Below are 21,380 nucleotides of genomic sequence, written 5' to 3'. Positions count from 1 at the left end.
GTACTATCGCGTGTATTCATACATGCACTTCAACGGTATGTTCGACCGGCGCTGTCCGGAACTCTCCAGGCCCATCCGTGTTCTAACTGATGTGGCAGCAGTCAGCGGCCATGCGAGTTCCGGCAGCTCGTTCGGGGGAACGAGACGCTTGGCCGGCGCATGAGGGGGAAACGGATGAAACGGCTATCGTTCCTCGTGTTATCCGCTCTTGCCGGCTTTGCGCCCGCGGCCGATGCGCAGCCAGACGACCCAAGTCCTTTTGACAGCGGTACTCCATTCGCTTCGCACGGCGAGCTTGATGCGCTTGTACTCGCTTCGCTAACGGCGCGCGGCATCGAACCGGCGAATCTATGCGCCGACACTGTGTTTCTACGGCGTGTGTATCTCGACGTAATCGGTACGCTGCCCGAACCGCCAGAGGTCCGCGGGTTTTTGCAGGACGCCCGGCCCGACAAGCGGTCCGCCGTCATCGAATCTCTTTTGGAGCGCGAGGAATTCGCGGACTATTGGGCGCTCAAGTGGTGTGACGTGCTGCGAACGAAATCGGAATTCCCGGTAAACCTTTGGCCAAACGCCGTGCAGGCGTATCACCGTTGGATTCGCGAAGCAATCCATCGAAACGTGCCATACGACGAATTCGCACGCGAACTGCTCACGTCAAGCGGAAGCAACTTTCGCGTGCCTCAGGTGAATTTCTACCGCGCCGTCCAATCACGGGAACCGGAATCGCTTGCGGCGGCCGTGGCACTAACGTTCATGGGAGTCCGGCTAGATACGTGGAGCCCTGAACAACGCGCCAATCTGGCTGCATTCTTCTCGCGGGTGGCATACAAGAATACGAACGAGTGGAAGGAGGAAATCGTCCTTCTGGATCCAGGCCAGACCTCCCCGCTCAGTGTAGTTTTTCCAGACGCGACGGCAACGACAATTCCCGCGCGAGACGACCCAAGACACGCGTTCGCAGCGTGGTTGACTGCGCCGGCAAACGATTGGTTTGCGCGAAACGCCGTCAATCGCGTATGGGCCTGGATTTTTGGGCGTGGCATCGTTGACCCCGCGGACGACTTCCGCCCCGATAATCCGCCGGTGAATCCGGAGTTGCTGGCGTACTTGGAACGGCAATTTGTGGACGCCAAGTACGACGTTAAGCACTTGCTTCGTATGATTCTGAACTCGAGCACGTACCAGCAGTCACCGATTCCGCGATCCAAGGCCGCCGACGCCGAGCGGTATTTTGCGTGCTACCCCGTGCGCCGCCTGGATGCCGAGGTCGTTGTCGACGCCGTAAGTTGGTTGACGGCGACACCCGTCGAGTACTCGAGCGCCATCCCGGAGCCGTTCAGTTTCGTACCGGCATCCGAACGCACGATTGCCCTGGCCGATGGAAGCATTACCAGTTCAATGCTCGAATTGTTCGGCCGCCCGGCCCGAGACACGGGACTTCTGTCCGAACGGAGCAACGATCCTACTGACGAGCAACGCCGATTTCTCTTGAACTCGAGCGATATACAGCGCCGGATCGAGCGGAGCGAGCGGTTTCGCCGAATGCTCGAAGCAACGAAGAAGGACCGTGTCAACGCGATTCGAGCGATCTACGTCGCCGTATTGTCGCGACCTCCCACGGTAAACGAAATTGCCGTCGCAGGGCGATACGCGTCGGCCGAAGGAGTCGCGCCGCGGCAGGCAGCCGACGATCTGATATGGGCGCTAATCAACAGCAAAGAGTTCATGTACAGGCATTAGCGAATTGCCGGGAGATTTGGAGAGCGATGTTCGAGCGAACGCTTACAAGGCGAGAGGCGCTACGCAGCGCGGTCTTTGGCGCGGCGGGTTTGACGTTACTCGACCTGGGATTTGTACGGGTGCACGCCGCGCCAGCGTCAGCGACGGCCGCCATCCGGCAGGCAAAGGCGAAATCGGTCATCCAGATTTGGATGTGGGGCGGTCCATCCCACTTGGACACGTTCGATCCCAAACCGGGCGCGGGGTACGACTATTGCGGCCCGCTGAACAAGGCCATACCGACAAACGTCGACGGCATTCAAATCGGTGAACTGCTTCCCTCGCTGGCAAAGCAGGCCGACAAGTATTCGGTTGTTCGCAGCATGACGCATGGTGTGAACAGCCATGAGACAGCGTCCTACCGCGTGCAAACCGGGCACATGCCCGACCGGTTTGTGTATCCGACTGTTGGCGCTGTCGTCTCGAAGTTCAAAGGATACGACCACGGATATTCGGGAATGATCCCGCCGTACGTTATCTTGACGGAACTACAGGGTCGGTTTTCCGAAGAGGGCCTGCTCGGCCCGCGATACAAGCCTTTTGCGACCGGCGGCGACCCCAACCGTACGCCGTTCGCGGTCGAAGGTATCGTCGCGGACGGGATTTCGCTGCAACGGCAACAGAGCAGGCGCGAACTCCTTCATGCCCTGGACACGCTCGGCAAAGCCATACCGGAGAATCGGCAATTCCTTCTGTTCGACGCGTGCGAGGAACGGGCCTACGACCTGATTCTCGGTGACGCGCGCAAGTTGTTCGATCTATCCGACGAACCTGAAGGGCTTCGAGAACTTTACGGGCGAAATACGTTTGGCCAGTCGTGTCTGATGGCGCGACGCCTTGTCGAACGCGGCGTACCGTACGTTACGATCAATTACAAAGGATGGGATACGCATAAGCGGCATTTCGAGACCATGCGCCGCAAGTTGCCCGAAATGGATAAGGGCATGGCCGCCTTGTTGCAGGACATCTCCGATCGCGGGCTGCTCGACAGCACCATCGTCTGGTGGACCGGCGAATTCGGCCGCACGCCGCGGGTCCAATGGGAAGCGCCGTGGAATGGCGGGCGAGGCCACTTCGGCGCGTGCTTCAACAGTGTCGTCGCGGGCGGCGGGTTCAAGGGTGGGCACGTAGTAGGCGCCTCGAATGACACCGGCGAGGAGGTCACGGACCGCCCCGTAGCGCCCGAGGACCTCATAGGAAGCGTTTACGAACTTATGGGCATCGATGCGGAGCAGCCGTTGGCAAACGTGCGTGGCGTCACCGTACCGGTTTTGCCAGACAGCCAAGCAGGCGGCCACGGGGCGGGCCGCCTTCACGAGATCATGTGAACTCCATGAAGAAATGCGCATTGCTTCTGGTTGCGTCGCTTGTGTTCGTCGCATCGGGCCAATCGCCGCTTGCGCGAAACCCGCGCGTCGGCTACGTATATCCGGCGGGGGGTCAACAGGGGTCCGTCGTTCAGGTCACTGCCGGAGGACAGGCTTTGGCGGGAGCGGCAACCGTGTACCTTTCGGGGGAAGGAGTGCGTGGGACAGTCACGTATTACGCCAAGCCGCTGAACAACCAACAACTTCAGACGTTGGGTAGAAAGCTGAAGGACAGGCGCGACGAACTCGCAGGCAGGGCGAAGCCCGCCGCCGGAACGTCCGACTCGCAACGAGTAGCGGCCGAGCCGCCGAATGTCGACAAGGACCTTGTACCACTGCCCAACCATCCGTGGATTCAGAACATCGAGACAATGACCATGGACGAATTGGAACGCGTCGCGAGAAGGTTTTTCGACAAGAAGAACCAACTAAACGCGCAGATCGCGGAAATCGTCCTCGTTGACGTTACCATCGATCCCGCAGCGGTCCCCGGCGTACGCGAGCTGCGCCTGAAAACCGCGGCGGGCCTGACGAATCCAATACCGTTTCATGTCGGCACGTTGCCTGAAACGTCCGAAGTAGAACCAAACGATCCTCGCCCCTTCGCCGCCGACCATAGCGCGACGGAAATAGGATCGCCCACCGTCGTGAATGGGCAGATCATGCCCGGAGATCTTGACCGTTTCATGTTCCAAGCGAGCGCGGGCCAAAGTATCGTGGCTCGCGCGCGGGCGCGCGAACTCGTGCCGTACCTCGCCGATGCGGTCCCTGGCTGGTTCCAGGCTGTGCTCACGCTGTACGACGGCAATGGCCGCAGAGTCGCGTCAGCCGACGATCAATTCTTCAGTCCCGATCCGGTCCTCGCATGCACGATTCCCAAGGATGGGACGTACGTTTTGGAAACCCGCGACGCACTGTTCCGCGGCCGCGAGGACTTTGTGTACCGCATCGCGCTGGACAACACGGAGTCCGGAAGTCATAACTCCACCCGGCCCACCAGTTCGTCGCCGGAAACAAACGAAATTGAACCCAATAACACCGGGCAGTCAGCGCAGGCGATTGCGCCACCATGCATGATTGAGGGAACGATCGATCGGGAAGCCGACGCGGACGTGTACCGTTTTGAGGGCAAAAGCGGCATGGCGATTGTCGCGGAAGTGTATGCGCGGCGACTCGATTCTCCACTGGATTCGTTGTTGCGCCTTACCGATAGCACGGGCAATGTCCTCGCGTGGAATGATGACCATCCCGATGCCGAGAGGGGGCTCATTACGCATCACGCGGACTCGTACGTGACGGCGCAGCTACCGGCGGACGGCGCCTATTGCGTCGAAATATCGGACGCACAACACAACGCCGGACCCGACTTTCGGTATACGCTCCGGATTAGCCCGCCCCAACCTGATTTTGCATTGCGGATCGCTCCTTCCAGCATAAACGTTCAGGCCGGCCGCAGTGCGGTCGTCCACGCATACGCGCTCCGTAAAGACGGGTTTACCGGAGAAATCCGTCTTGCGATTAAAGGCGATCCCGCTGGCCTTACGCTGGACGGTGCGACGATTCCCGCGGGCGCAGACCATGTCCGCATGACACTTACCGCGGCCCGCGCATCGTCGGAAGAGCCAATTTCGATAGAGGTGGAGGGCCGCGCGGAAATCGCGCGAAGGGAGGTGTGCCGCCGTGCAACGCCCGCGGAGGACATGATGCAGGCGTTCAGCTACCGGCATCTGGTGACCGCCGAAAACTTGCTCGTATCGATCCTCGGGCCCAAAAAGCCGACTGGCCGGATCGCGCTTGCATCGGACGAGCCGGTCCGAATCCCGTTGGGTGGCGCGGCGCAAATATACGTGAAGGCGCCCATCGGCCCGATCCTGTCGGAGATAGAGCTGCGACTCAGCGATCCCCCCAAGGGCATAGCCCTCACCGACGTGGTCGTTGTTCCCGATGGAATGGTGCTCGAAGTTGCCGCTTCACCTGATGCAGCCGCTCCGGGATTGTCCGACAACTTGATTGTCGAAGCCTATCGAGAAGTGGACGGCCCGCAGCGAACGGAAAAACCTTCAGCGGCGAAGCGCCAGGTACCGGTTGGCGTGTTGCCGGCAATACCTTTTGAGGTCGCGGCACGATGAAACAGTGCGCGATATGGGAGGGTCGCGTGTCGAACGGTACCCAAGTGCTGCCCCGCCGGCTCATCGAGGTCGAAGGGGTTGCCGTCGTACCCGCGGCCAATCCGGCCCTGCCCGCTTTTTGAACGTACGCGCGCGACGTTACACCGTTACGGTCGTGCCGTCGAACTTCGTTAGCGTAAATCCGCTGAAGTCCTCGAAGTAGCATTTGCGCTGGTCTCGCAGAATCCCAAGCGCGACGGCCTCCCCGAGTTTGACCGCCTCCCAATAGTCCGAGCGCCAATGGATACCCGCAAAATTGCGCCCCGACGCTATATTGGCGGCAACTTTATTGAGCTCTCCGCCAACTGTCAAAACGTCCGGCCCGGTGTACGGTTCCAAATCCGAGCCGTCTGCGTTTGCGACGACCGGGTCCGGCAACACGAACGATTCGTCAAACCAAGCCTTCAGGATGGTCACACAGGCGCCTGCAACGGTCGCGTGGCCGGCGCCGTAGGCCGGATGGAGCGGCGATCCCTCGGGGTATCCCTGCGGCAATAGGTACGTGCCATAGAGATCGAACGTGGCCTGCACGGCCAGTGAATCCAGAATCTCGGAATCGATCGGGTAGTTTTTCGCACCCACCAAATGTTGGTGGACGCGCCCGCCGAACTCTTCCGGCCGCAGGCGCCGGTGTACGTACCACTTCTGGAACCACACGGCCTTCAGCGCGCGCGTCGCCACTTCGGTCACGAGGCTGAGAATGTGTGGACCGCCAAACGTGCCGAACGAATCCGTCGTGGTCGAAGCGGCGTAAGGATTTCCTGCGTCGAACGGCGCGCCCATCCCCAGCAAGATGAGGCAGGCGTTCAGATAGGCCTCGTACAGCGCGTCGATCTGAACGTACGCGGCAAGATCGCGCCCGTTGCGAATAAACCGCCGCGTGGAATCGGTCGCGTTGCCAGTCGCCGGGTTCACGCCGTTCTGGATCGCCAGCCACGAACTGAAATCCGTCATGTAATCGATGCCAGGCATGACGGTCTGCTGGCGCTGGGCGATCGACAGCGTCCCATACGGGACTTTCTTCAACAGAAACTGCGACAGGTACGGTCCCGCGAGGTCGCCAGGCGTGCTCCCACGGAAAATGTTCGCGGGGTTTATGACGCCGGACTCCGTGGGCCCCCGGAAATCCGAGAGTGCCGACATGTCGGCGCACGCATCTGCGATGGTCGAATCGGAATCGTAGTCCGAGAAATGCACGTCGCGCGCGAGCGCCATCCAATACAGCTCGCACATTTCCGCGGAGTTTTCGGCCGAATCGATGCGCGGCGCGGGCGGCATCGTGACGTGGTGGGCGTCCGGCCCTTCCATATCGAACGCCATGCCGGCCTGCGGATTACGCAGCGGCCGATCTCCGCCCAAAGAAATCGCCTCGAACAAGGCGAGGTCGTCGCCGGACAACGCCGCGAGCAACGCCAGATACGCCGCGTCTTTCACTTCTCCATTCGCCTTGTGCGGCAACCCTTTGCAGAAATTCGCGATGTACGGATAGTCCTCTTCCGCTCCGTTCGCAAGGTGAGTCGGGATCGGGAGGTCGCGCTGGTACGTGGCGGCTTTGGTGCGCAACCGGCACGCGCGTTTGCTGCGGCCTTCGGGCTCCAGCGGGTCACCCTTCTCTGGCGCGACGTCGTCTGCGTCGCTCGACGTCTCTAAAGCAGAGGATTGGGCCGATGCGGCAGCGGCCCCGCCAATCCCCGCGAGAAACGCGCGCCGGCTCCATGATGTATTCGATTGTGGGCTTTCCTCGCTGGAACCAATACCATTGTTGTCCATGGACGCAAACTCCCCTTTGCCTTCATGATGGTCCCACGGCAATTCTACACCAAGACTTGGTATGGCGTAACGCGCTACGGTACAGAGGGGGCCTTTGCGGCGGGTTCCGTGCGGTAGTACACGTGAATCATCGGTTGACCCGATCGATAGAAGTGGCAGGTGATCTTGTCCAGGTTCTCCCGCTGGGCCGTTTCTAACGCCTCGATGAACATGTCGTACCCCGGGGTCGAACTGCCGTTTATGCGCACGATAATGTCGTTGTTCTCGAAGCCCAGCACGGAGAGGAAATCCGCCAGCGTTTTGTCCAGAACGAGATCGCTGGCCGCCTTCATCCCGCGATACCCGTGAACGTCGCGCAATTGCTTGAGGCGGTTTCGGCCCATTTGGAGCAGCATGGTCCACTGCCCCGGCGAGATGTCCCACTCTTTCACGGTCGCGTTTGCGAACGGGTCTGCTTCGCCCTTGACCGACACCGACGCGGCGTGCGCCGCGATCTCCGCGGCCTCGGCGCTCACCCACTTCAACGCGTTGTCCCGCCGCACCGCTGCAGAAAGCCGGTCCGCACGGTTCAGTCTCTTGTACTGCTCAATGCGTTCCACGATTGGCTTCGCGGCGTCGCCGGAAAGCCGGCTGTCGCTCCATTCGAACGCGGAGAATTCCGTCCACGTCGCGAGACCTTGTCGATCGGTCGACACGATGTGTAGTTGCCGTCCATCGCTGCTAAAGCTCAACCCCGCGTGACTCAGGCGTTGCGCCGGGGCATTTGGCGTGTCGCGATCGAGGCGGAGTATCTCGCGTCCGGTAACGCCGTCGAGCACGATAAGTCTAAGATCGTCGAGTTCCGCGACGATGCGCTCGCCCGCGGACGAAAACGCGATTGCACCGAGCGCAAGTCTCGGGAATTCGTATTGCGCCGTCAGTTCCTCGCCGTTCGGAATGTCGTACACTCGCAGTCCCGCGCTGCCGGAGACAAAGATACGTTCGACGTGAGGAGCGAATGCCGCATCCGTGCTTCCCCCGGGATACATCGCCTTCCATAGCGGCTGACCCGTACTCGCATCGAACATCGCGATCTCGCTTTCCGTCTTGTCCATCGCAATCGTGAACACTTTGGAATCGTCCGCGCTGAAGAAGGGCAGATTGTGCGTGCTGGGTTGGCCGGCCGAAAACGCGCTCACCATATCGCCGGTATTCGCGTCGTAGGTTTCGATCTCGCCCGAGGTCGAGGCGATCGCGACGCGATCGGACTTTTGTGCGAACCCGGGATTGAACGGCGCGCCTTTCAACTTCAATTCGACGGTCGAGCCGTCGACTAGATTGCAGACCTTGGGGCGATTGTCTTCGCCGGTATAGAGCAAATACCTGCCCAGTGGCGAGAATCCCCACAATCGGCCGCCCAGTCCAGTCGTACCCAGATCTTCTATGACCGCCGTGACTTCTCCTTTTTGCGAATCGTACACGCCGCACTTTCCCAGCGTGGACGCGATGACGTACCGGCGAGAATCCCGATCGGCAAGGAATAATTCTTGAGTTGTCGCACCTGCAGGGAGCCGCGCCGGCCCCGCAAGCTCAGTGGGCGCGTGCCAGAGTTTAGCGGTTGAATCCTCGCTCGCGGTCAACACTTGGTCGCCCGATGGAAGAAACGCCACGCCGGTCACCGTTGCCGAATGCCCGCAAAGCGAATACGACACTCCTGCATCGCCGGCCGCGGGAACCATCTGCGCGACCGCGCCGTCGGGCGCGACAGCAATCCGCTTCCCGTCCGGCGCAAAGCTGAGGTCTCGAATGTCCGCGCCGAATTGTCTGGTTTGAATTCGCGTTCCATCCGCGATGCTCCAGACTATCACGTTGCCGTCCGCGCCACCGCTCGCGACGCGTTCGCCGTCGGGCGAAATCGCCAGACAATTGACGTCATTCGTGTGCCCGTCCATGCGGCGGACCACGCTCCACGCGGCCGTATCCCACACGGCAAGTGAATTGTCGAGCGATCCGCTCACCAGGTACGGCTTGCCCGGCGCCCACGCTACGGCAACGACATCGTTCAAATGCTCGGAAAGCACGGCTGTCGATTCGTGTGTGTCGAGGTTCCAAATCCGCACGGTATCGTCGCTGGACGCAGTCGCCAGCGCCCGGCCGTCCGCGCTGTATGCCACCGCGTTAACCGCCGCGCCGTGGCCTGCCAGGGAAAACCGCTGCTCAAGCGTCTCGACGCTGCAAATGGACACCTCCTTCGCCTTCCCCGCTACGGCCAACGATTGCCCGTCCGGACTGAAGCTCAGCGAAATCACGGGGCCATCCATCGCTTTTGCGCGACGCCGCTCGTTGCCCGACACCACGTCCCACACAATTACCGTTCCCGTGGAATCTCCGGATGCGGCGATGGCGCCGTCCCGGCTGACGGCGACATCGAGCACCGGCGCAGCGTGTCCTTGAAGCGTCGCAAGGTCTTGATTACATGCTTGCGCGAGATATCCCCACTCCCAATTCCGGTGCGTGGGTGGACATGCGGCCAGCAATGCGCGCGCCGCGTCGAATTGATTGTCTTGAACGCTCTGGTAGGCGAGGCGCACGTTGCTTACGTACAACTCACGCTCCGCGAGCCCCCGCGCTTCCGCTTCCTGCTCGCCTTTTTCGACAGCGAGTTGTTTCGCCTCCTCGGCCGCGAGCCGCTGGTTTCGTTCGTTCGCGTTGGCTTGCAGTATCTGCACGTACGACACGATTGCTACCGTGAGCAGCGCGGCGAGCGCGACGCTCGCAGTCACCACTTGCGCCTTGTACTTCCGCACGAACCGCCGCACCTGGTCGCGCACCGTGTACTCGTGCGATTCCACCAGCGCGCCCGACATGAACCGCTGAATTTCGCCCGCGATCTCCGCCGCGTTCTGATAGCGATCGGCCTGTTTCGTTTCGAGCGCCTTATTGCAGATGGTCACGAGTTCGGGCGGCGCACCCGGCGCCAGTTCCGCGGCCGACGCAAGTGGCGGGAGGTTGATGTGAAGAATCACATTCTGAAGCGGCGCCTTGTCGTAAGGCCGCGTGCCAGTCAGCAACATGTACAACACGGCGCCGAGCGCGTAAACGTCCGACCGCTCGTCCACGCTGTCGATATCGCCGCGCGCCTGTTCCGGCGCCATGTAGTGCGGTGTGCCGAGGATGGTGCCGTACAGGGTTTGCGCGCCCGGCCCCGCCGGGCCTTCCTTCAGCGCCTGCGCCGTCGCCTTCAATTCGGCCGCGTATACGTCCGCACGGCCCTTCAGCTTCGCCAACCCCCAATCGATGACGACCGTTTCACCGAAGCTGCCAATCATTACGTTGTCGGGTTTGATGTCGCGGTGGATGACGCCGCGATCATGCGCGTAGGCGATCGCGTGGCACAGATCGAGGTAGCGCGGCAGCAACTCGAGCCGTTCGCGCAGCGTCTTGCGGTTGGAAAGTTCCTTGCTCAGCGTTTGCCCGCGCACAAGCTTCATCGTGTAGTACAGCGCACCGTCCTCGCGATGGCCAAGCTCGTATACCGGCACGATCGAAGGGTGCTCGAGCTGTCCGGTGATACGCGCCTCCTGAAGGAAACGCGAAACCGCTTCGATCGATTCGCGGCTCGGCGTCGGCACATTCGACCCGATCGGTTCGTTCGACGGCGGGATCAGTTCCTTCAACGCTACGTCGCGCGCCATGAATTGATCGTGGACCAGCAGCACGCGGCCGTATCCCCCGCGGCCCTGCTCGCTGATGGCCTTGTACCGGTTCGGCGTTTCGAGCACACCGGTTTCCGGCGGTGGCGCGATCGCAACCGTTGCGTCCGGCGATGGCGCGACCGGGCGCACGCCCTCGTCCGTGATCGCGACAGCCCCGCCAAACGTTTTCACGACCTGCTCCGCGCCGCCGAACGTGTTCAGCGTGGCCTTCGCGTCTCCGGAATGCGCGCGAATGGCCTCGCCAACAAGGCGATCGATCAAGTCGTGATCCTGCTGCGTGAGTGCGCCTTGTTCGACGAGCCGCGCGTCAAGCGGCGTCGCAGGATCGATTGCCCACGCCGCGGCCGCCTGCATCAACCGGCTGGACGTGACCTTGCCGAGCTGAACAGCCAACACGCCGAAGAGCAAATTCCGGTCTTGTTCCATCTCGCGGACGTTTCCCTTGCCGATGGGCCGTGCGCCTTAACCCAGACAACACTAACGGTTTGGGGCCGATTCGTTCCAGCGGGTTCGCGGTAAGCGTTCTGCTAGAATCGTCTGGTCGCCATCGGGGGAAATGCTCATGAATCACGTAATCGTATTGCGATTCGCGCTCGCATGGTGTGTCGCGAACACCTTCGTAACTGGCTTCGTGTTCGCGCAAGATTCGACAATGGAACTGACGCCGGTACCCGCAACGGTGCGCGTACGGATGGACGGCACGATCCCGTCGCAGACATCCGCGACACTTCACGCGGCGCGCGGCGAGTTCGAATCGCTGCAGGTCGTCGTCACGGCGAAAGGCGGCCGCCTCACCGGGGTAGACGCGGAAATTGGCCCCTTCTCAAACGCGGCTGGAGCCCAACTGCCTCCGCAAGCATCGACGTTGTACCGCGTTTCCTACGTGCCGGTCCGGTATTCGGCGCCACGCGCGACCGAACCGCCGGGGCTAACGCCCGATCCGCTTGTCCCACTCATCGATCCATATGCGGGCCAAAAGAACGCGGCGCCGAAGTGGGACGGCGAGAAGCTTGAAGGCGCGCCGTTTGGCGCGGTGCCGTTCGAGGTTTGGCCGGGGCAGCATCAACCGCTCTGGCTCGACGTGAAGGCGCCCGCAGACGCCGCCCCCGGAGAATACACGGCGACCCTGCGCGTGCGCGCGAAGGAATCGCTGGCCGAGCTTCCAATTACCCTGACGGTTTGGGATTTCGCGCTCCCGTCTGGTCCAACACACGAGAACCATTTCGGCGGTGCAGACCGCGTCGCCTCGTATCATAAAGTCGAACAAGGAAGCGACGCGTACCTCGATATCGAGGAACGCTACTCCCAAATGTTCGCCGATCATCGGATTAATCCCTCTTTGCCGCGACGGTTGTGTCCCCGGCCGGGTGAGGACGGATCGGTTTCTTTCGACACTGCCGCAAAGGACAACATCACTGCGTTCGTATCGAAGTTCAACGTCACCAACATCGAGATTCCGCACGCCCCCTTCAACGAAACGTCCGACCGCGCGAAGGCGCTCGCGTTCTATCGTTCCTGGTACGCCTTTCTCGCGGACAATGGCTGGGCCGACCGGTCCTACCTCTACATGCTCGATGAGCCGAACACGGCGGAGGCCTACGAGCGCGTCCGGGAACTGGGCGCCCTTGTACGCGAAGCGGAGCCGCGTATCCGCCGCCTGGTTGTGGAACAGACCTATACGCAAGACCCCGCATGGGGAACGCTCGAAGACTCAATCGATATCTGGTGCCCGCTATTCGGTTTTGTCGATGGCGCCAGCATCGACCGCCTCACAAAGCAGGGCGGCACCGTGTGGAGCTACACCGCGCTTGTGCAGACGGCGCCGCCGTATCACCCCGAGTACGAAAAGGTCGCGAACGATCTGCCGCCGTTCTGGGCAATCGATTTCCCGCTCGCGTCGTATCGTATCGCGCCGTGGCTGAACTGGCGCTATGGCATCACCGGGCTGCTTTACTGGTCTTCCGTGTACTGGGGATCGCCGGACCGGAATCCGTGGCAGGACCCCGGCTTCCGCGTGCGCTGGAACGGCGAAGGTGCGCTGCTCTATCCCGGCACGGATGCGGGCATCGAGGGGCCGGTCGCGTCCATTCGACTGAAGGCGCTTCGCGACGGCATGGAGGACTACGAGTATTTCGCCCTGCTTGCCTCGCTCGGCAAGCGTGAGGAAGCCGACGCGATCGTTCGCGAGGCGGTGCCCACGTGGGGGACGTGGAACCAGGACCCGCTCGCGATACCCGCGCTCCGCGAGCGCCTGGCCCAGGCCATCCTCGCCGCGAAACGTTGACCGGTCGCCGCGAACACGATACATTTCCGTGACCAATCGCCTTGGGGTGGTGCGGAGAGGGGTGCGCGCATGAGCAATTTCAGTTGGCCGATTGACGGCAGCATCGTGGGTCTGTACATCGTCGTGACGATGGTCGCGGGCATTGCCGTGCGCAAGTACGTCGGGAAGGTCGAGCAGTTCCTGATTGCCGGACGCGAGATGAACCTCTACCTCGGCATCGCGTCCCTCGCCGCAACCGAATTCGGCATCGTGACGTGCATGTACACCGCGCAAAACGGATTCGAGAAGGGCTTTGCGGGCGCGGTGCCGGGGATTCTGCAGGCTGCCGCAATGTTCCTCATTGGATACACCGGCTTTTGCGTGAAGCCGCTGCGCGACGCAGGTGTGATGACCATTCCCGAATTGTTTCAGCAGCGCTTCGGCTCGCGCATACGATGGCTTGCGGGCGTTGTGATAGTGCTTGGCGGTCTGCTCAACATGGGCGTGTTTCTACGCACCGGCGGCGAATTTCTGATCAACGCGACGGGCCTCGGCGACCAGTCCGCCATCGTTGCAGCGGCTGGTGATGGCGCGGCGATGGAAACGCCCGCGGATGCGCCCGCAACGGCGGCGACCGCCGCTCCTCCGGAAGAGAACTGGTTTCAGGCGCACAAGCTCGAATTGATGATGACGGCGCTGCTTGTCGCCGTCGCCGTCTACACCATTCTCGGCGGAATGTTGTCCGTGTTGGTCACCGACTTTCTCCAGTTTGTCGTGATGAGTATCGGGCTTCTCGCCGTAACCGTGCTGATTCTCGTCAATGTCGGATGGACAAACCTGGTCAATACGGTCAGCACGCATCACGGTGCAGGCGGGTTCAATCCCTTCGTGAACCCCACGATGGGCTGGTCGTACGTCATCTTTCAGGCCTTCCTCAATACCGCCGCGGTGCTGACGTGGCAGACCACCATCCAGCGCCTGCTCGCGGCAAAAGACACGGCAACCGGCCGCAAAATCTATACGCGCACAAGCTTCTTCTTTGTGTGCCGCTTTCTCATTCCCGCGATTTGGGGCATTGCCGCGCTTGCCGTGCTCGCGCCAACCGTCGTTGACGCGGCAAACCATCAGTTTGTGGCGGGCGGAAAAACCTACTCGACACTCCACGCCATGCCGCTGTTCCTTAATCTCAGCGTGCCGATCGGACTGACCGGCCTCGTTATCGCAGCGATGCTCGCCGCGGACATGTCCACCGATTCGTCGTACATGCTCACCTGGAGCAGCGTCATCTACAACGATATCCTCGCGCCGTTCCGGAAAGGCGTCTGGAGCGAAAGGCGGGGACTGCTCTGGAGCCGCACGATTGTTGCGCTCATTGGCGTGTTCCTGCTCTGCTACGGACTCTGGTTCGAGTTGAAAGGCGATCTCTGGACCTATCTCGGCGTGACCGGAACGATATACTTGGCGAGCATGTCTACGCTGCTCATTGCCTGCTGCTACTGGAAGGACGCAAACGACTGGGGCGCCGCCGGAGCGATCATTGTCGGCGCGATCTTCCCCGTGCTCTTCCTCGTGCTGGAGCAAATCGACGCGACTGAACCCTTCGCGAAGTGGATTGGCGCGAACGTCTCCGGCATCGCGGCGTACATACTGGCCGGAGTTGCGATGGTTGTTGGCTCGTTGTTGAAGAATGCGATTACGCCGAAAGGAGCGCACACATGAACACGGGCGGACACTGGTTCTGGTTCTGGCTGACGATGGCGTGCGTGGCGTGGTACTCGACCATTACCGTTTACGTCGCGATCAAAGGCGTTATCGACATTCAGGGAATGCTGAAGCGGCTTCGCGAGCAAGGGAATTCGGCGGAATGACCTCCGCTTCTGCGCGGCCGTTGACGCCGCCGTGACGTGTTCGTGCCGGTCAAGAGCGTTTCACAGCCGGCTGCACCGCGTGCTCGTCATCGTACTCGATCTTTTCGAGTATCGAGTGCGCGTACGACCCTCCTTTACCCTCCGAAGCAGCAGGGCTACGGAGGGCGGGTGACGACTCACGGACAGGAGCACGAAACAGACGGTGTGCTCAATCTTGAATTGCTCTAATTCTTCTTCCGGCGGTACGCCGCCGTCGACAGGATTAGCATCACCGCGGCGATCGGCGCGATTTCCGCCAAGCTCGCTTTGCTTGGCGCGGCCTTCGATGTCGTCGTGCCGATACATGAGAAACCCGGGCCCACGGTGTGGCGGAACGGTTCCGCCGCGCTGTTCGGATTGCCCGCCGCGTCGTGCGCAACACCCGCCGCGATGTCCGCGCCCACCTGCCCGGTGATACGGGCTGGAAGCAACCTGAAATCGAACTGCGTGTACGCCTTCGAGGCGGCCGCGAAGCCTTCGAGCGTGCAATTCACGAGCGTGATGTCCGCGGCGGTGAAGTCGCTCACCGGCTCGCTGAACGTCGCCGTCACGTCGATAATTCGCGTGATGTTGCTCGGTTCCGGCGTCGTCGAGGACATTGCTACGGTTGGCCCAATCCCATCGAGCGATCGCGAAAACGTCTCCGCTTCCCGGTTCGGATTGCCGCCCGCGTCTTCTGCCACGCCGCTACCGATATCCGCCGCGACGAGCCCGCTGCTCAACGGTACGAGGTTGAACGTGTACACGGCGCCGCTGCCATCAAAGTTCTTGACTGTCGCGTTCGTCGGAACGATATCGGTTTTCGTGAATCCCGTAACCGGCTCGCTGAACGTCACCGTCACCGGAATGGTCGTCAGGTTCGTCGGGTTGCTTGAACTCGATGTCATCGTGCACGTGGGTTCGGTCACATCGAAGTTCACGACCTGCGACCGTTCGGTGTCCGACAAACACGCGACCGCGGTCTCCGGCACAAGCGCCAGTTCCTCTGCCTTCGCGATGGCCTCGGCGATGCTGGGCTGTCCGCTCACGAGGTTCATCACAATCACCGTTGCGCCGGCATTGATGTCGATCTCGTACTCCCAGAACGGCTGCCCGTTGCCGTTCGCGAACGTAATACTCGATATTCCCTGGCGCCGGTTCGGCCCCTGAAACACGTGGCTCAGCCGCGGATCGGGCGACTTGCCGGCCGTGTAATCCTCGTACGAAACGACCCAGTCATCCGCGGTTGTCGCCACCAGCGGCGCCTGCGACGTCGCCGCGATTACGGTGTCCGATTCCGATCCCAGATTGTTCAATATCAGCAGCGAAGCCGTCGTGTCGCCGCCGTTATTCTTGATGATGTTGAGCCAACGGCAGAACGAATCGTCGTCGGGCACGAACACCTTGCGCTGCACTCTCAGCGAACCGATCGTTTGCGGCGCGAACTCGATCTCGCGTCCATCGCAAACGAACTCGACCGCGCCGTTCAGGTTATAGCCGGTTCCATCGACGAACAGATTGCTGTACCCGTTGAACGCGTCCGTGAGAGCGGTGGAAGTAGTCCCCCCTCCGCTCGTCGTCGCCGCCACCGCGCCCGTGAACGCAGCGTCCAGCGCCGCGCCCGAGGCGTTCGAGCTCGTCGCAAAGGTGACATCGGTATTTATAAGGAATTCGAGGCCGGACGCGTCGATCAGCGAAACGCTGCCGATTCCCGCCAAGGCGCAGGGAACCGCGGCCAGTAATCCTGCGAACCCCCACAAACTGCGGCGCAACATGGCTCTTCCCCTTCTCCGTACTTCACTACACAGTATACGCGAATGGCTCCCCCGTTACGCCACGCGCGATCATTTCTTACTCGACATCTGTAACGTCGCAAGGACGTGCGAAGGTGACATCTCGGGGCCTACGGCCGCGAAAACGCCCGTCGCGCCCGGGACCGCCAACTCGCCGATGGTGCGATAAAACGAGTTACGCTCCTTCGCGGTCGCGAAGCGTGCCTTCGCCCAGTCGCTGACGCAGCCCATCCCCTGCTCGCGCTCCAACACCGTATGGCCATGGAAAATCATTGCCGCCTCATACGCAGGCTCCGCCAGCGGTTGCATCTCGGCTGCGGCGAAATCGTCCGCGAGCCGTTGGCCGTACGCGTTGATTTCGGTCCCGACGAGAATGGGCATATCTCGATCGTGCGCGAGCGCAACAAATTCGTGCAACAATCGGACTTTCTTTGCGCGCGCATCAGGGTCGGTGATATTCCAATTGCGATCGGGAATGATATTCACCGCCGCAACACCGTTGGCCTGCATCAGATCGAGCATGGCCGCCATGTCCCGCTCGCCCGAACTTGTACCGTCCAACCACGCGTACGTGGGTACCGCCCCCGCGCCCGCGAAAAATCTGGCCACGTCCTTCAGCACCGGAAAGTCCGGTCCTTCCGGCTTCACATATCCCGCGCCGCCCGCTTTCATGACTTTGGAGCGAATCAGCGCCTGAAACACGGGCGGATCCTGAAACATGCCGATCAGTTTGTCGCCCGGCGCGTCCAACGTCCGCGACCAAAACTCCGCGCGGATCTTTTCGTCGGGGAACCGTTGCTGCGACTTGTTGTCGTACGCGATACACACATGCCGCTCGGTCGGATTGCCGTTCGGCGTCAGCGTCAGCACGTCGTTCTCGTAGTCCAACGCTACCGCGCCAAGCACGGCGTTTACGCGCTCGACGATCGCGCGCGTGCGCGACTGCGCCGTCTGTTTCAGCATCGGCAGCAGTCCCGGTTCGTGCAGTTTCGACGAGACGAATCCCGCGCCCATGAAATACGCGATGCCCGGCTCGCCCGGCGAGTTGATCTCGTGCGCGCCGTACTCCGGCACGTAGATGCGCGTCTCCAACCCCGCGCACGCGCGTAGGCCCAGCATCGCGCACGCGGAGAAGAACTCGTCGATGCCGTCCAACACGTCGAAATCGACCAAACCCACCGCCGCCAGCCCGTTTACGCGCGCCTTCCATGCGACGGCGGACGGCGACAACCCATAGCCATTGAATGAAAAGAAGGTGTGGCAATGCAGGTTTACGGCGCGGCCCATGGGAGGCAATTCGATGTCGCCCATGCGCGCGCGGTCCCACAGGGTTTCCAGCGCTTGCCGCCGGACACCCGGATCGAAGTCGTTCAACTGAAGCTCTATGACGTGTTGTGTTGCAGGCATGCGGTCTGAGTTCCCCCGTCAATACAAGTAGATTTCTAACGAATGATACACGAGCGCGCAGTGATTGTGGAGCCGTACGCGGAGGGAGGCAAATCTACTGGTGGCGCGCCAGAATCTCGTCGAGCTCCGTGCGCCACTCGCCGGAGAGCGCAGGCACGGACAACGCGCGGCGAATGCCGTCTACATCTATTGCATCGGTGTCGGAAAAGTGGATGATGTGGACGTCATGCACCGAGAGCCCGTGAGGGTCCGCCTCGATCAACTCGATCGCGTCGCCCGCCGCAACATCACCTTCTTCGACCACGCGCAGGTAGAATCCGCTGCGGCGGCTGCGAAGAAAGCGTTTCACGAATGCGGCGTCACCCATTTTGATGCCGAGCTTGAAGCACGGTACGCGCGGCTGCGTCACCTGCACCACCGCGGTACCGGCGCGGAACGTATCGCCGATACACACGTTGCGCTCGAGCATGCCCTCGACCGTCAGGTTCTCGCCGAACAATCCGAAGGGCATACGCTCGCGCTGAAGTTCTGTCTTCCAAAACGCGTAGTGCTCGACCGGATACGCGTAGACGGCCTTATCGGCGCCGCCGTGGAACCGCAAATCAGCCTGGCCGTCGCCATCGATGTTGAGCTTCCGCACCGCCACGCGGCCTTCGACCGGCTCCTTGAAAATGCCCGTCTCGACGGGCCCCTTCGGTCCCGCGACCGTCCGGGGCAGCGACACATTGAGGGAAATCAGACGCATGGGAATCCTTACCGATTCGCTGACGCAAAACTAACTGTTCATTGCGCTATGACAACGCATTTGATCCGGTATACTAACGCAAGCTGCGGATTGTCAGGCAACAAAGGAGACCTCCATGAACATCATCGACGCAATTCTTCAAGAATACCAACACGAGTCGGGCGTGACCCGCAAAGTACTCGAACGCGTCCCGGACGAACATTGGGCCTGGAAGCCGCACGCAAAATCCATGAGCATGGGCGAGCTCGCATCGCACCTTGCGGAAATCCACTGGTGGGCCGAAGGCACGATGAACGACGACGTTTGGGTTATGGACATGGCGACGTTCAAACCGTATGTCGGCGCGAACAAGGCGGAAGTCCTTGCGGCGTTCGACAAAAACGTCGCGAATGCCGCCGCCGCGATGAAGGGCGCCTCGAACGAGCACATGATGAAGACGTGGAGCATGAAAACGCCGGACGGCAACGTCATGATGTCCATGCCGCGCGTTGTCGTGATTCGTTCGTTCATACTGAACCACTCCGTACACCATCGCGGGCAATTGACCGTGTATCTTCGACTGAAGGACGTGCCGCTGCCGCAGGTGTACGGCCCCACCGCGGACGAAACGGCAATGGGACAATAAGCAGCGCACAGGGCGGCGCCGCGTGGCGCCGCCCTGTGTGCAAGTCCGTTATGCTTGCTTCGGCTTCTCGCCGAACGGCAATTTCGTCTCGCCCGGCCGCGCCAGCGCCGGCGCCGCAATGGGCCCGAACTCGAGCTTCTCGGGCATCGTGTTGTAGGGGCTGTTCCAGACTTCCTCCCACGTGAGAATGCGGCCGGTGTAGGCGGCCATGCGCGCGGCGATGCCCATCATCGTGCTTTTGCACATGTAGTCGCCATTGTTGATCGGTTCGCCCTTGCGGATCGACGCAAACAGCTCGTTGTGCTCGTTCTGGTACATGTCGTCTTTTTCCGTCGGTTCGTGCTGCCACGTCTTGCCGTCGCGGTACTCGATTTTGTGGTCCTGCAGATGTGCGATCCCTTTCGTGCCCATCACATGATCGTTCACGTCCGTGTCCGTGTTGTCCCACTGCCGGCACGAGCTGTACGCGCGCACGCCGTTCGCGTATTCGTACACCGCGTTGAAATGATCGTAGATGTTCCCGAACTTCGCGTCCGTGCGGACCGCGCGCCCGCCGTTCGCCCACACCTTCACGGGCGTCACGTCGCCCATGGCCCACGCGAGCTTATCGAGGCTGTGGATATGCTGCTCGACGTTGAAGTCGCCGGACAGCCAATCGTAGAAGTACCAGTTGCGGCACTGGAACTCCATGTCCGACCATTCGGGCAATCGGTCCTTCGGCGGCCACGGCGTGCCGGTGTTGTACTTTGTCTCCATCGCGACGATATCGCCGATGTCGCCGTCGTGGATGTGCTTCATGATGTCGCGCTTGGCGAAGTGGTAGCGGTAGCACAGGCCGGAGACAATCGATAGGTTCTTTGCTTTCGCCATCTCGCAGCTTTCAAGGACAGACCGCACGCCGGCCGGATCGACTGCAATCGGCTTTTCCACGAAGCAGTGTTTGCCCTGCTCGACGGCGTAGCGCAGGATCATCGGACGAAACGCCGGCGTCTCCCCCATTACCAGAACGTCGCACGAATCGATGACCTTCTTATACGCGTCGAACCCGGTGAACATGTGATCCTTGTCCACCTGGACCCGGTCGGCGATCGGGCTATAGCTCTTCAGCTTGTTCACCGCCCCGTCAATCTTGTCCGCGAACAGATCGCCCATCGCGACCAGTTTCGTATTCGGATCGGCCATCAACGCCTGTTGCGCCGCACCCGTGCCCCGGTTGCCGCTACCGGACAAACCGATGCGGAGGGCGCTATTCTCCGCCGCGTAGACGGAGTTTGCCGCGAGTATGCGGGTCGTCGCGGCGACGGCCGCCGCGCTGCCCGCGACGCGAATAAAGTCCCGGCGGGACGGATGTTCAGAGGTCGATTCCTTCATGAGAACTAACTCCCCTTGTGGGTCGTGGACACGTTTCGGCTGCGGATTCGCGCTCCGCAGCCAAGGATGCCGACATGGTAGTGAAACGCATGCCGGCATTGCCAATCGCTGCTACACGGGCTACTTCAAGTCACTCCGCATAGCCAGGTACTCCTATGGAGTGCGGCAGCAGAGTCCGCTTCGGATGGCGCTGCCGCCTTGGCTTCCGGCGGAGCCGGGTCCCGGGCCGACAGACACCGCACCATTCCAGAGAGCAGCGCTGTGAGGACCAAAGCGGTAGCGCCGTCCATCTTCGCAAAGCCTCGGTGGACTCTGCTACCGCACTCCACATGGTCGCGTGATTGTTCGCAATGCGGCGACGGAGTCTTCCGTGCCCCTATTCCATAGGCCAGCGTGTTGCACTGGATTGACCACAAGACACGCGAATGGGGTGGGATTCCGACTTTTGCGAAACGAGGGTGAATCACTTGTCTACATCATAGAGCTTCCGGTGCATACGGGGTTGCCA

13 protein-coding genes are annotated in these 21,380 nt (G+C 61.4%); 7 read left to right on the top strand and 6 right to left on the bottom strand.

Going from position 1 to position 21,380, the window contains the following annotated elements; genetic code table 11:
• The first annotated feature begins 174 nt into the window (after nt 1–174).
• Genes HUU46_14130 through HUU46_14120 form a run of 3 tightly spaced genes read left to right on the top strand, consistent with a single transcriptional unit; the run spans nt 175 to nt 5,278 of the window.
• A complete protein-coding gene (locus HUU46_14130; GenBank protein NUM54779.1) occupies nt 175–1,743 on the top strand; it encodes a DUF1553 domain-containing protein in 1,569 nt (522 codons plus the stop codon).
• Nucleotides 1,744–1,769: 26 nt separating this feature from the next.
• Nucleotides 1,770–3,110 carry a DUF1501 domain-containing protein gene (locus HUU46_14125; GenBank protein ID NUM54778.1) on the top strand — a complete coding sequence of 447 codons (1,341 nt, stop codon included), beginning with the start codon at nt 1,770–1,772 and terminating at the stop codon, nt 3,108–3,110.
• The gene (locus HUU46_14120) at nt 3,107–5,278 is read left to right on the top strand and encodes a hypothetical protein (GenBank protein NUM54777.1); all 2,172 of its coding nucleotides are present in this window, start codon (nt 3,107–3,109) and stop codon (nt 5,276–5,278) included. The genes HUU46_14125 and HUU46_14120 overlap by 4 nt, the downstream gene beginning before the upstream one ends.
• Before the next feature lie 138 nt (nt 5,279–5,416).
• Here HUU46_14120 and HUU46_14115 read toward each other — a convergent pair whose 3' ends face one another.
• Complete coding sequence (locus tag HUU46_14115; GenBank protein NUM54776.1) at nt 5,417–6,880, bottom strand: vanadium-dependent haloperoxidase; 1,464 nt, start codon at nt 6,878–6,880, stop codon at nt 5,417–5,419.
• A 281-nt stretch (nt 6,881–7,161) separates the two neighbouring features.
• Nucleotides 7,162–11,208: a protein kinase gene (locus tag HUU46_14110; protein NUM54775.1), complete on the bottom strand. Its 4,047-nt coding sequence runs from the start codon at nt 11,206–11,208 to the stop codon at nt 7,162–7,164.
• 136 nt (nt 11,209–11,344) lie between these two features.
• Between HUU46_14110 and HUU46_14105 the strand changes: the two genes are divergently transcribed.
• From HUU46_14105 to HUU46_14095, 3 genes are all read left to right on the top strand, one after another.
• Entirely contained in the window at nt 11,345–13,066 is a 1,722-nt protein-coding gene (locus HUU46_14105; protein ID NUM54774.1) for a DUF4091 domain-containing protein, read from the top strand.
• Between the two features lie 69 nt (nt 13,067–13,135).
• Nucleotides 13,136–14,764 (top strand): sodium:solute symporter family protein, encoded by a 1,629-nt coding sequence (locus HUU46_14100; protein ID NUM54773.1) that lies wholly within the window; start codon nt 13,136–13,138, stop codon nt 14,762–14,764.
• Entirely contained in the window at nt 14,761–14,913 is a 153-nt protein-coding gene (locus HUU46_14095; protein NUM54772.1) for a hypothetical protein, read from the top strand. The genes HUU46_14100 and HUU46_14095 overlap by 4 nt, the downstream gene beginning before the upstream one ends.
• 224 nt (nt 14,914–15,137) lie before the next feature.
• Here the strand turns inward: HUU46_14095 and HUU46_14090 are convergent, their stop codons facing one another.
• The 3 genes from HUU46_14090 to HUU46_14080 form a co-directional block, all read right to left on the bottom strand.
• Nucleotides 15,138–16,706 (bottom strand): hypothetical protein, encoded by a 1,569-nt coding sequence (locus HUU46_14090; protein ID NUM54771.1) that lies wholly within the window; start codon nt 16,704–16,706, stop codon nt 15,138–15,140.
• Between the two features lie 69 nt (nt 16,707–16,775).
• A complete protein-coding gene (locus tag HUU46_14085; GenBank protein NUM54770.1) occupies nt 16,776–18,131 on the bottom strand; it encodes a hypothetical protein in 1,356 nt (451 codons plus the stop codon).
• A 94-nt stretch (nt 18,132–18,225) separates the two neighbouring features.
• Nucleotides 18,226–18,876: an MOSC domain-containing protein gene (locus HUU46_14080; GenBank protein ID NUM54769.1), complete on the bottom strand. Its 651-nt coding sequence runs from the start codon at nt 18,874–18,876 to the stop codon at nt 18,226–18,228.
• 115 nt (nt 18,877–18,991) lie between these two features.
• Here HUU46_14080 and HUU46_14075 point away from each other — a divergent pair, with 115 nt between their 5' ends.
• Nucleotides 18,992–19,501, top strand: a complete 510-nt coding sequence (locus tag HUU46_14075; protein NUM54768.1) for a DinB family protein — start codon at nt 18,992–18,994, stop codon at nt 19,499–19,501.
• A gap of 48 nt (nt 19,502–19,549) precedes the next feature.
• Here the strand turns inward: HUU46_14075 and HUU46_14070 are convergent, their stop codons facing one another.
• Nucleotides 19,550–20,872 (bottom strand): Gfo/Idh/MocA family oxidoreductase, encoded by a 1,323-nt coding sequence (locus tag HUU46_14070; GenBank protein ID NUM54767.1) that lies wholly within the window; start codon nt 20,870–20,872, stop codon nt 19,550–19,552.
• Nucleotides 20,873–21,380: the final 508 nt, after the last annotated feature.

The sequence above is a fragment of the Candidatus Hydrogenedentota bacterium genome, assembly GCA_013359265.1.
Lineage (GTDB): Bacteria > Hydrogenedentota > Hydrogenedentia > Hydrogenedentales > SLHB01 > JABWCD01.
Note: the sequence above shows the minus strand (reverse complement) of the source record. Positions and strands in the feature narration are given on the sequence as shown.

Bases quoted from the DNA above. Each gene is read 5' to 3' on its own strand.
- HUU46_14070 (NUM54767.1), bottom strand. From the start codon at position 20,872: ATGAAGGAATCGACCTCTGAACATCCGTCCCGCCGGGACTTTATTCGC.
- HUU46_14075 (NUM54768.1), top strand. From the start codon at position 18,992: ATGAACATCATCGACGCAATTCTTCAAGAATACCAACACGAGTCGGGC.
- HUU46_14130 (NUM54779.1), top strand. From the start codon at position 175: ATGAAACGGCTATCGTTCCTCGTGTTATCCGCTCTTGCCGGCTTTGCG.
- HUU46_14085 (NUM54770.1), bottom strand. From the start codon at position 18,131: ATGCCTGCAACACAACACGTCATAGAGCTTCAGTTGAACGACTTCGAT.
- HUU46_14105 (NUM54774.1), top strand. From the start codon at position 11,345: ATGAATCACGTAATCGTATTGCGATTCGCGCTCGCATGGTGTGTCGCG.
- HUU46_14095 (NUM54772.1), top strand. From the start codon at position 14,761: ATGAACACGGGCGGACACTGGTTCTGGTTCTGGCTGACGATGGCGTGC.
- HUU46_14125 (NUM54778.1), top strand. From the start codon at position 1,770: ATGTTCGAGCGAACGCTTACAAGGCGAGAGGCGCTACGCAGCGCGGTC.
- HUU46_14110 (NUM54775.1), bottom strand. From the start codon at position 11,208: ATGGAACAAGACCGGAATTTGCTCTTCGGCGTGTTGGCTGTTCAGCTC.
- HUU46_14080 (NUM54769.1), bottom strand. From the start codon at position 18,876: ATGCGTCTGATTTCCCTCAATGTGTCGCTGCCCCGGACGGTCGCGGGA.
- HUU46_14100 (NUM54773.1), top strand. From the start codon at position 13,136: ATGAGCAATTTCAGTTGGCCGATTGACGGCAGCATCGTGGGTCTGTAC.
- HUU46_14090 (NUM54771.1), bottom strand. From the start codon at position 16,706: ATGTTGCGCCGCAGTTTGTGGGGGTTCGCAGGATTACTGGCCGCGGTT.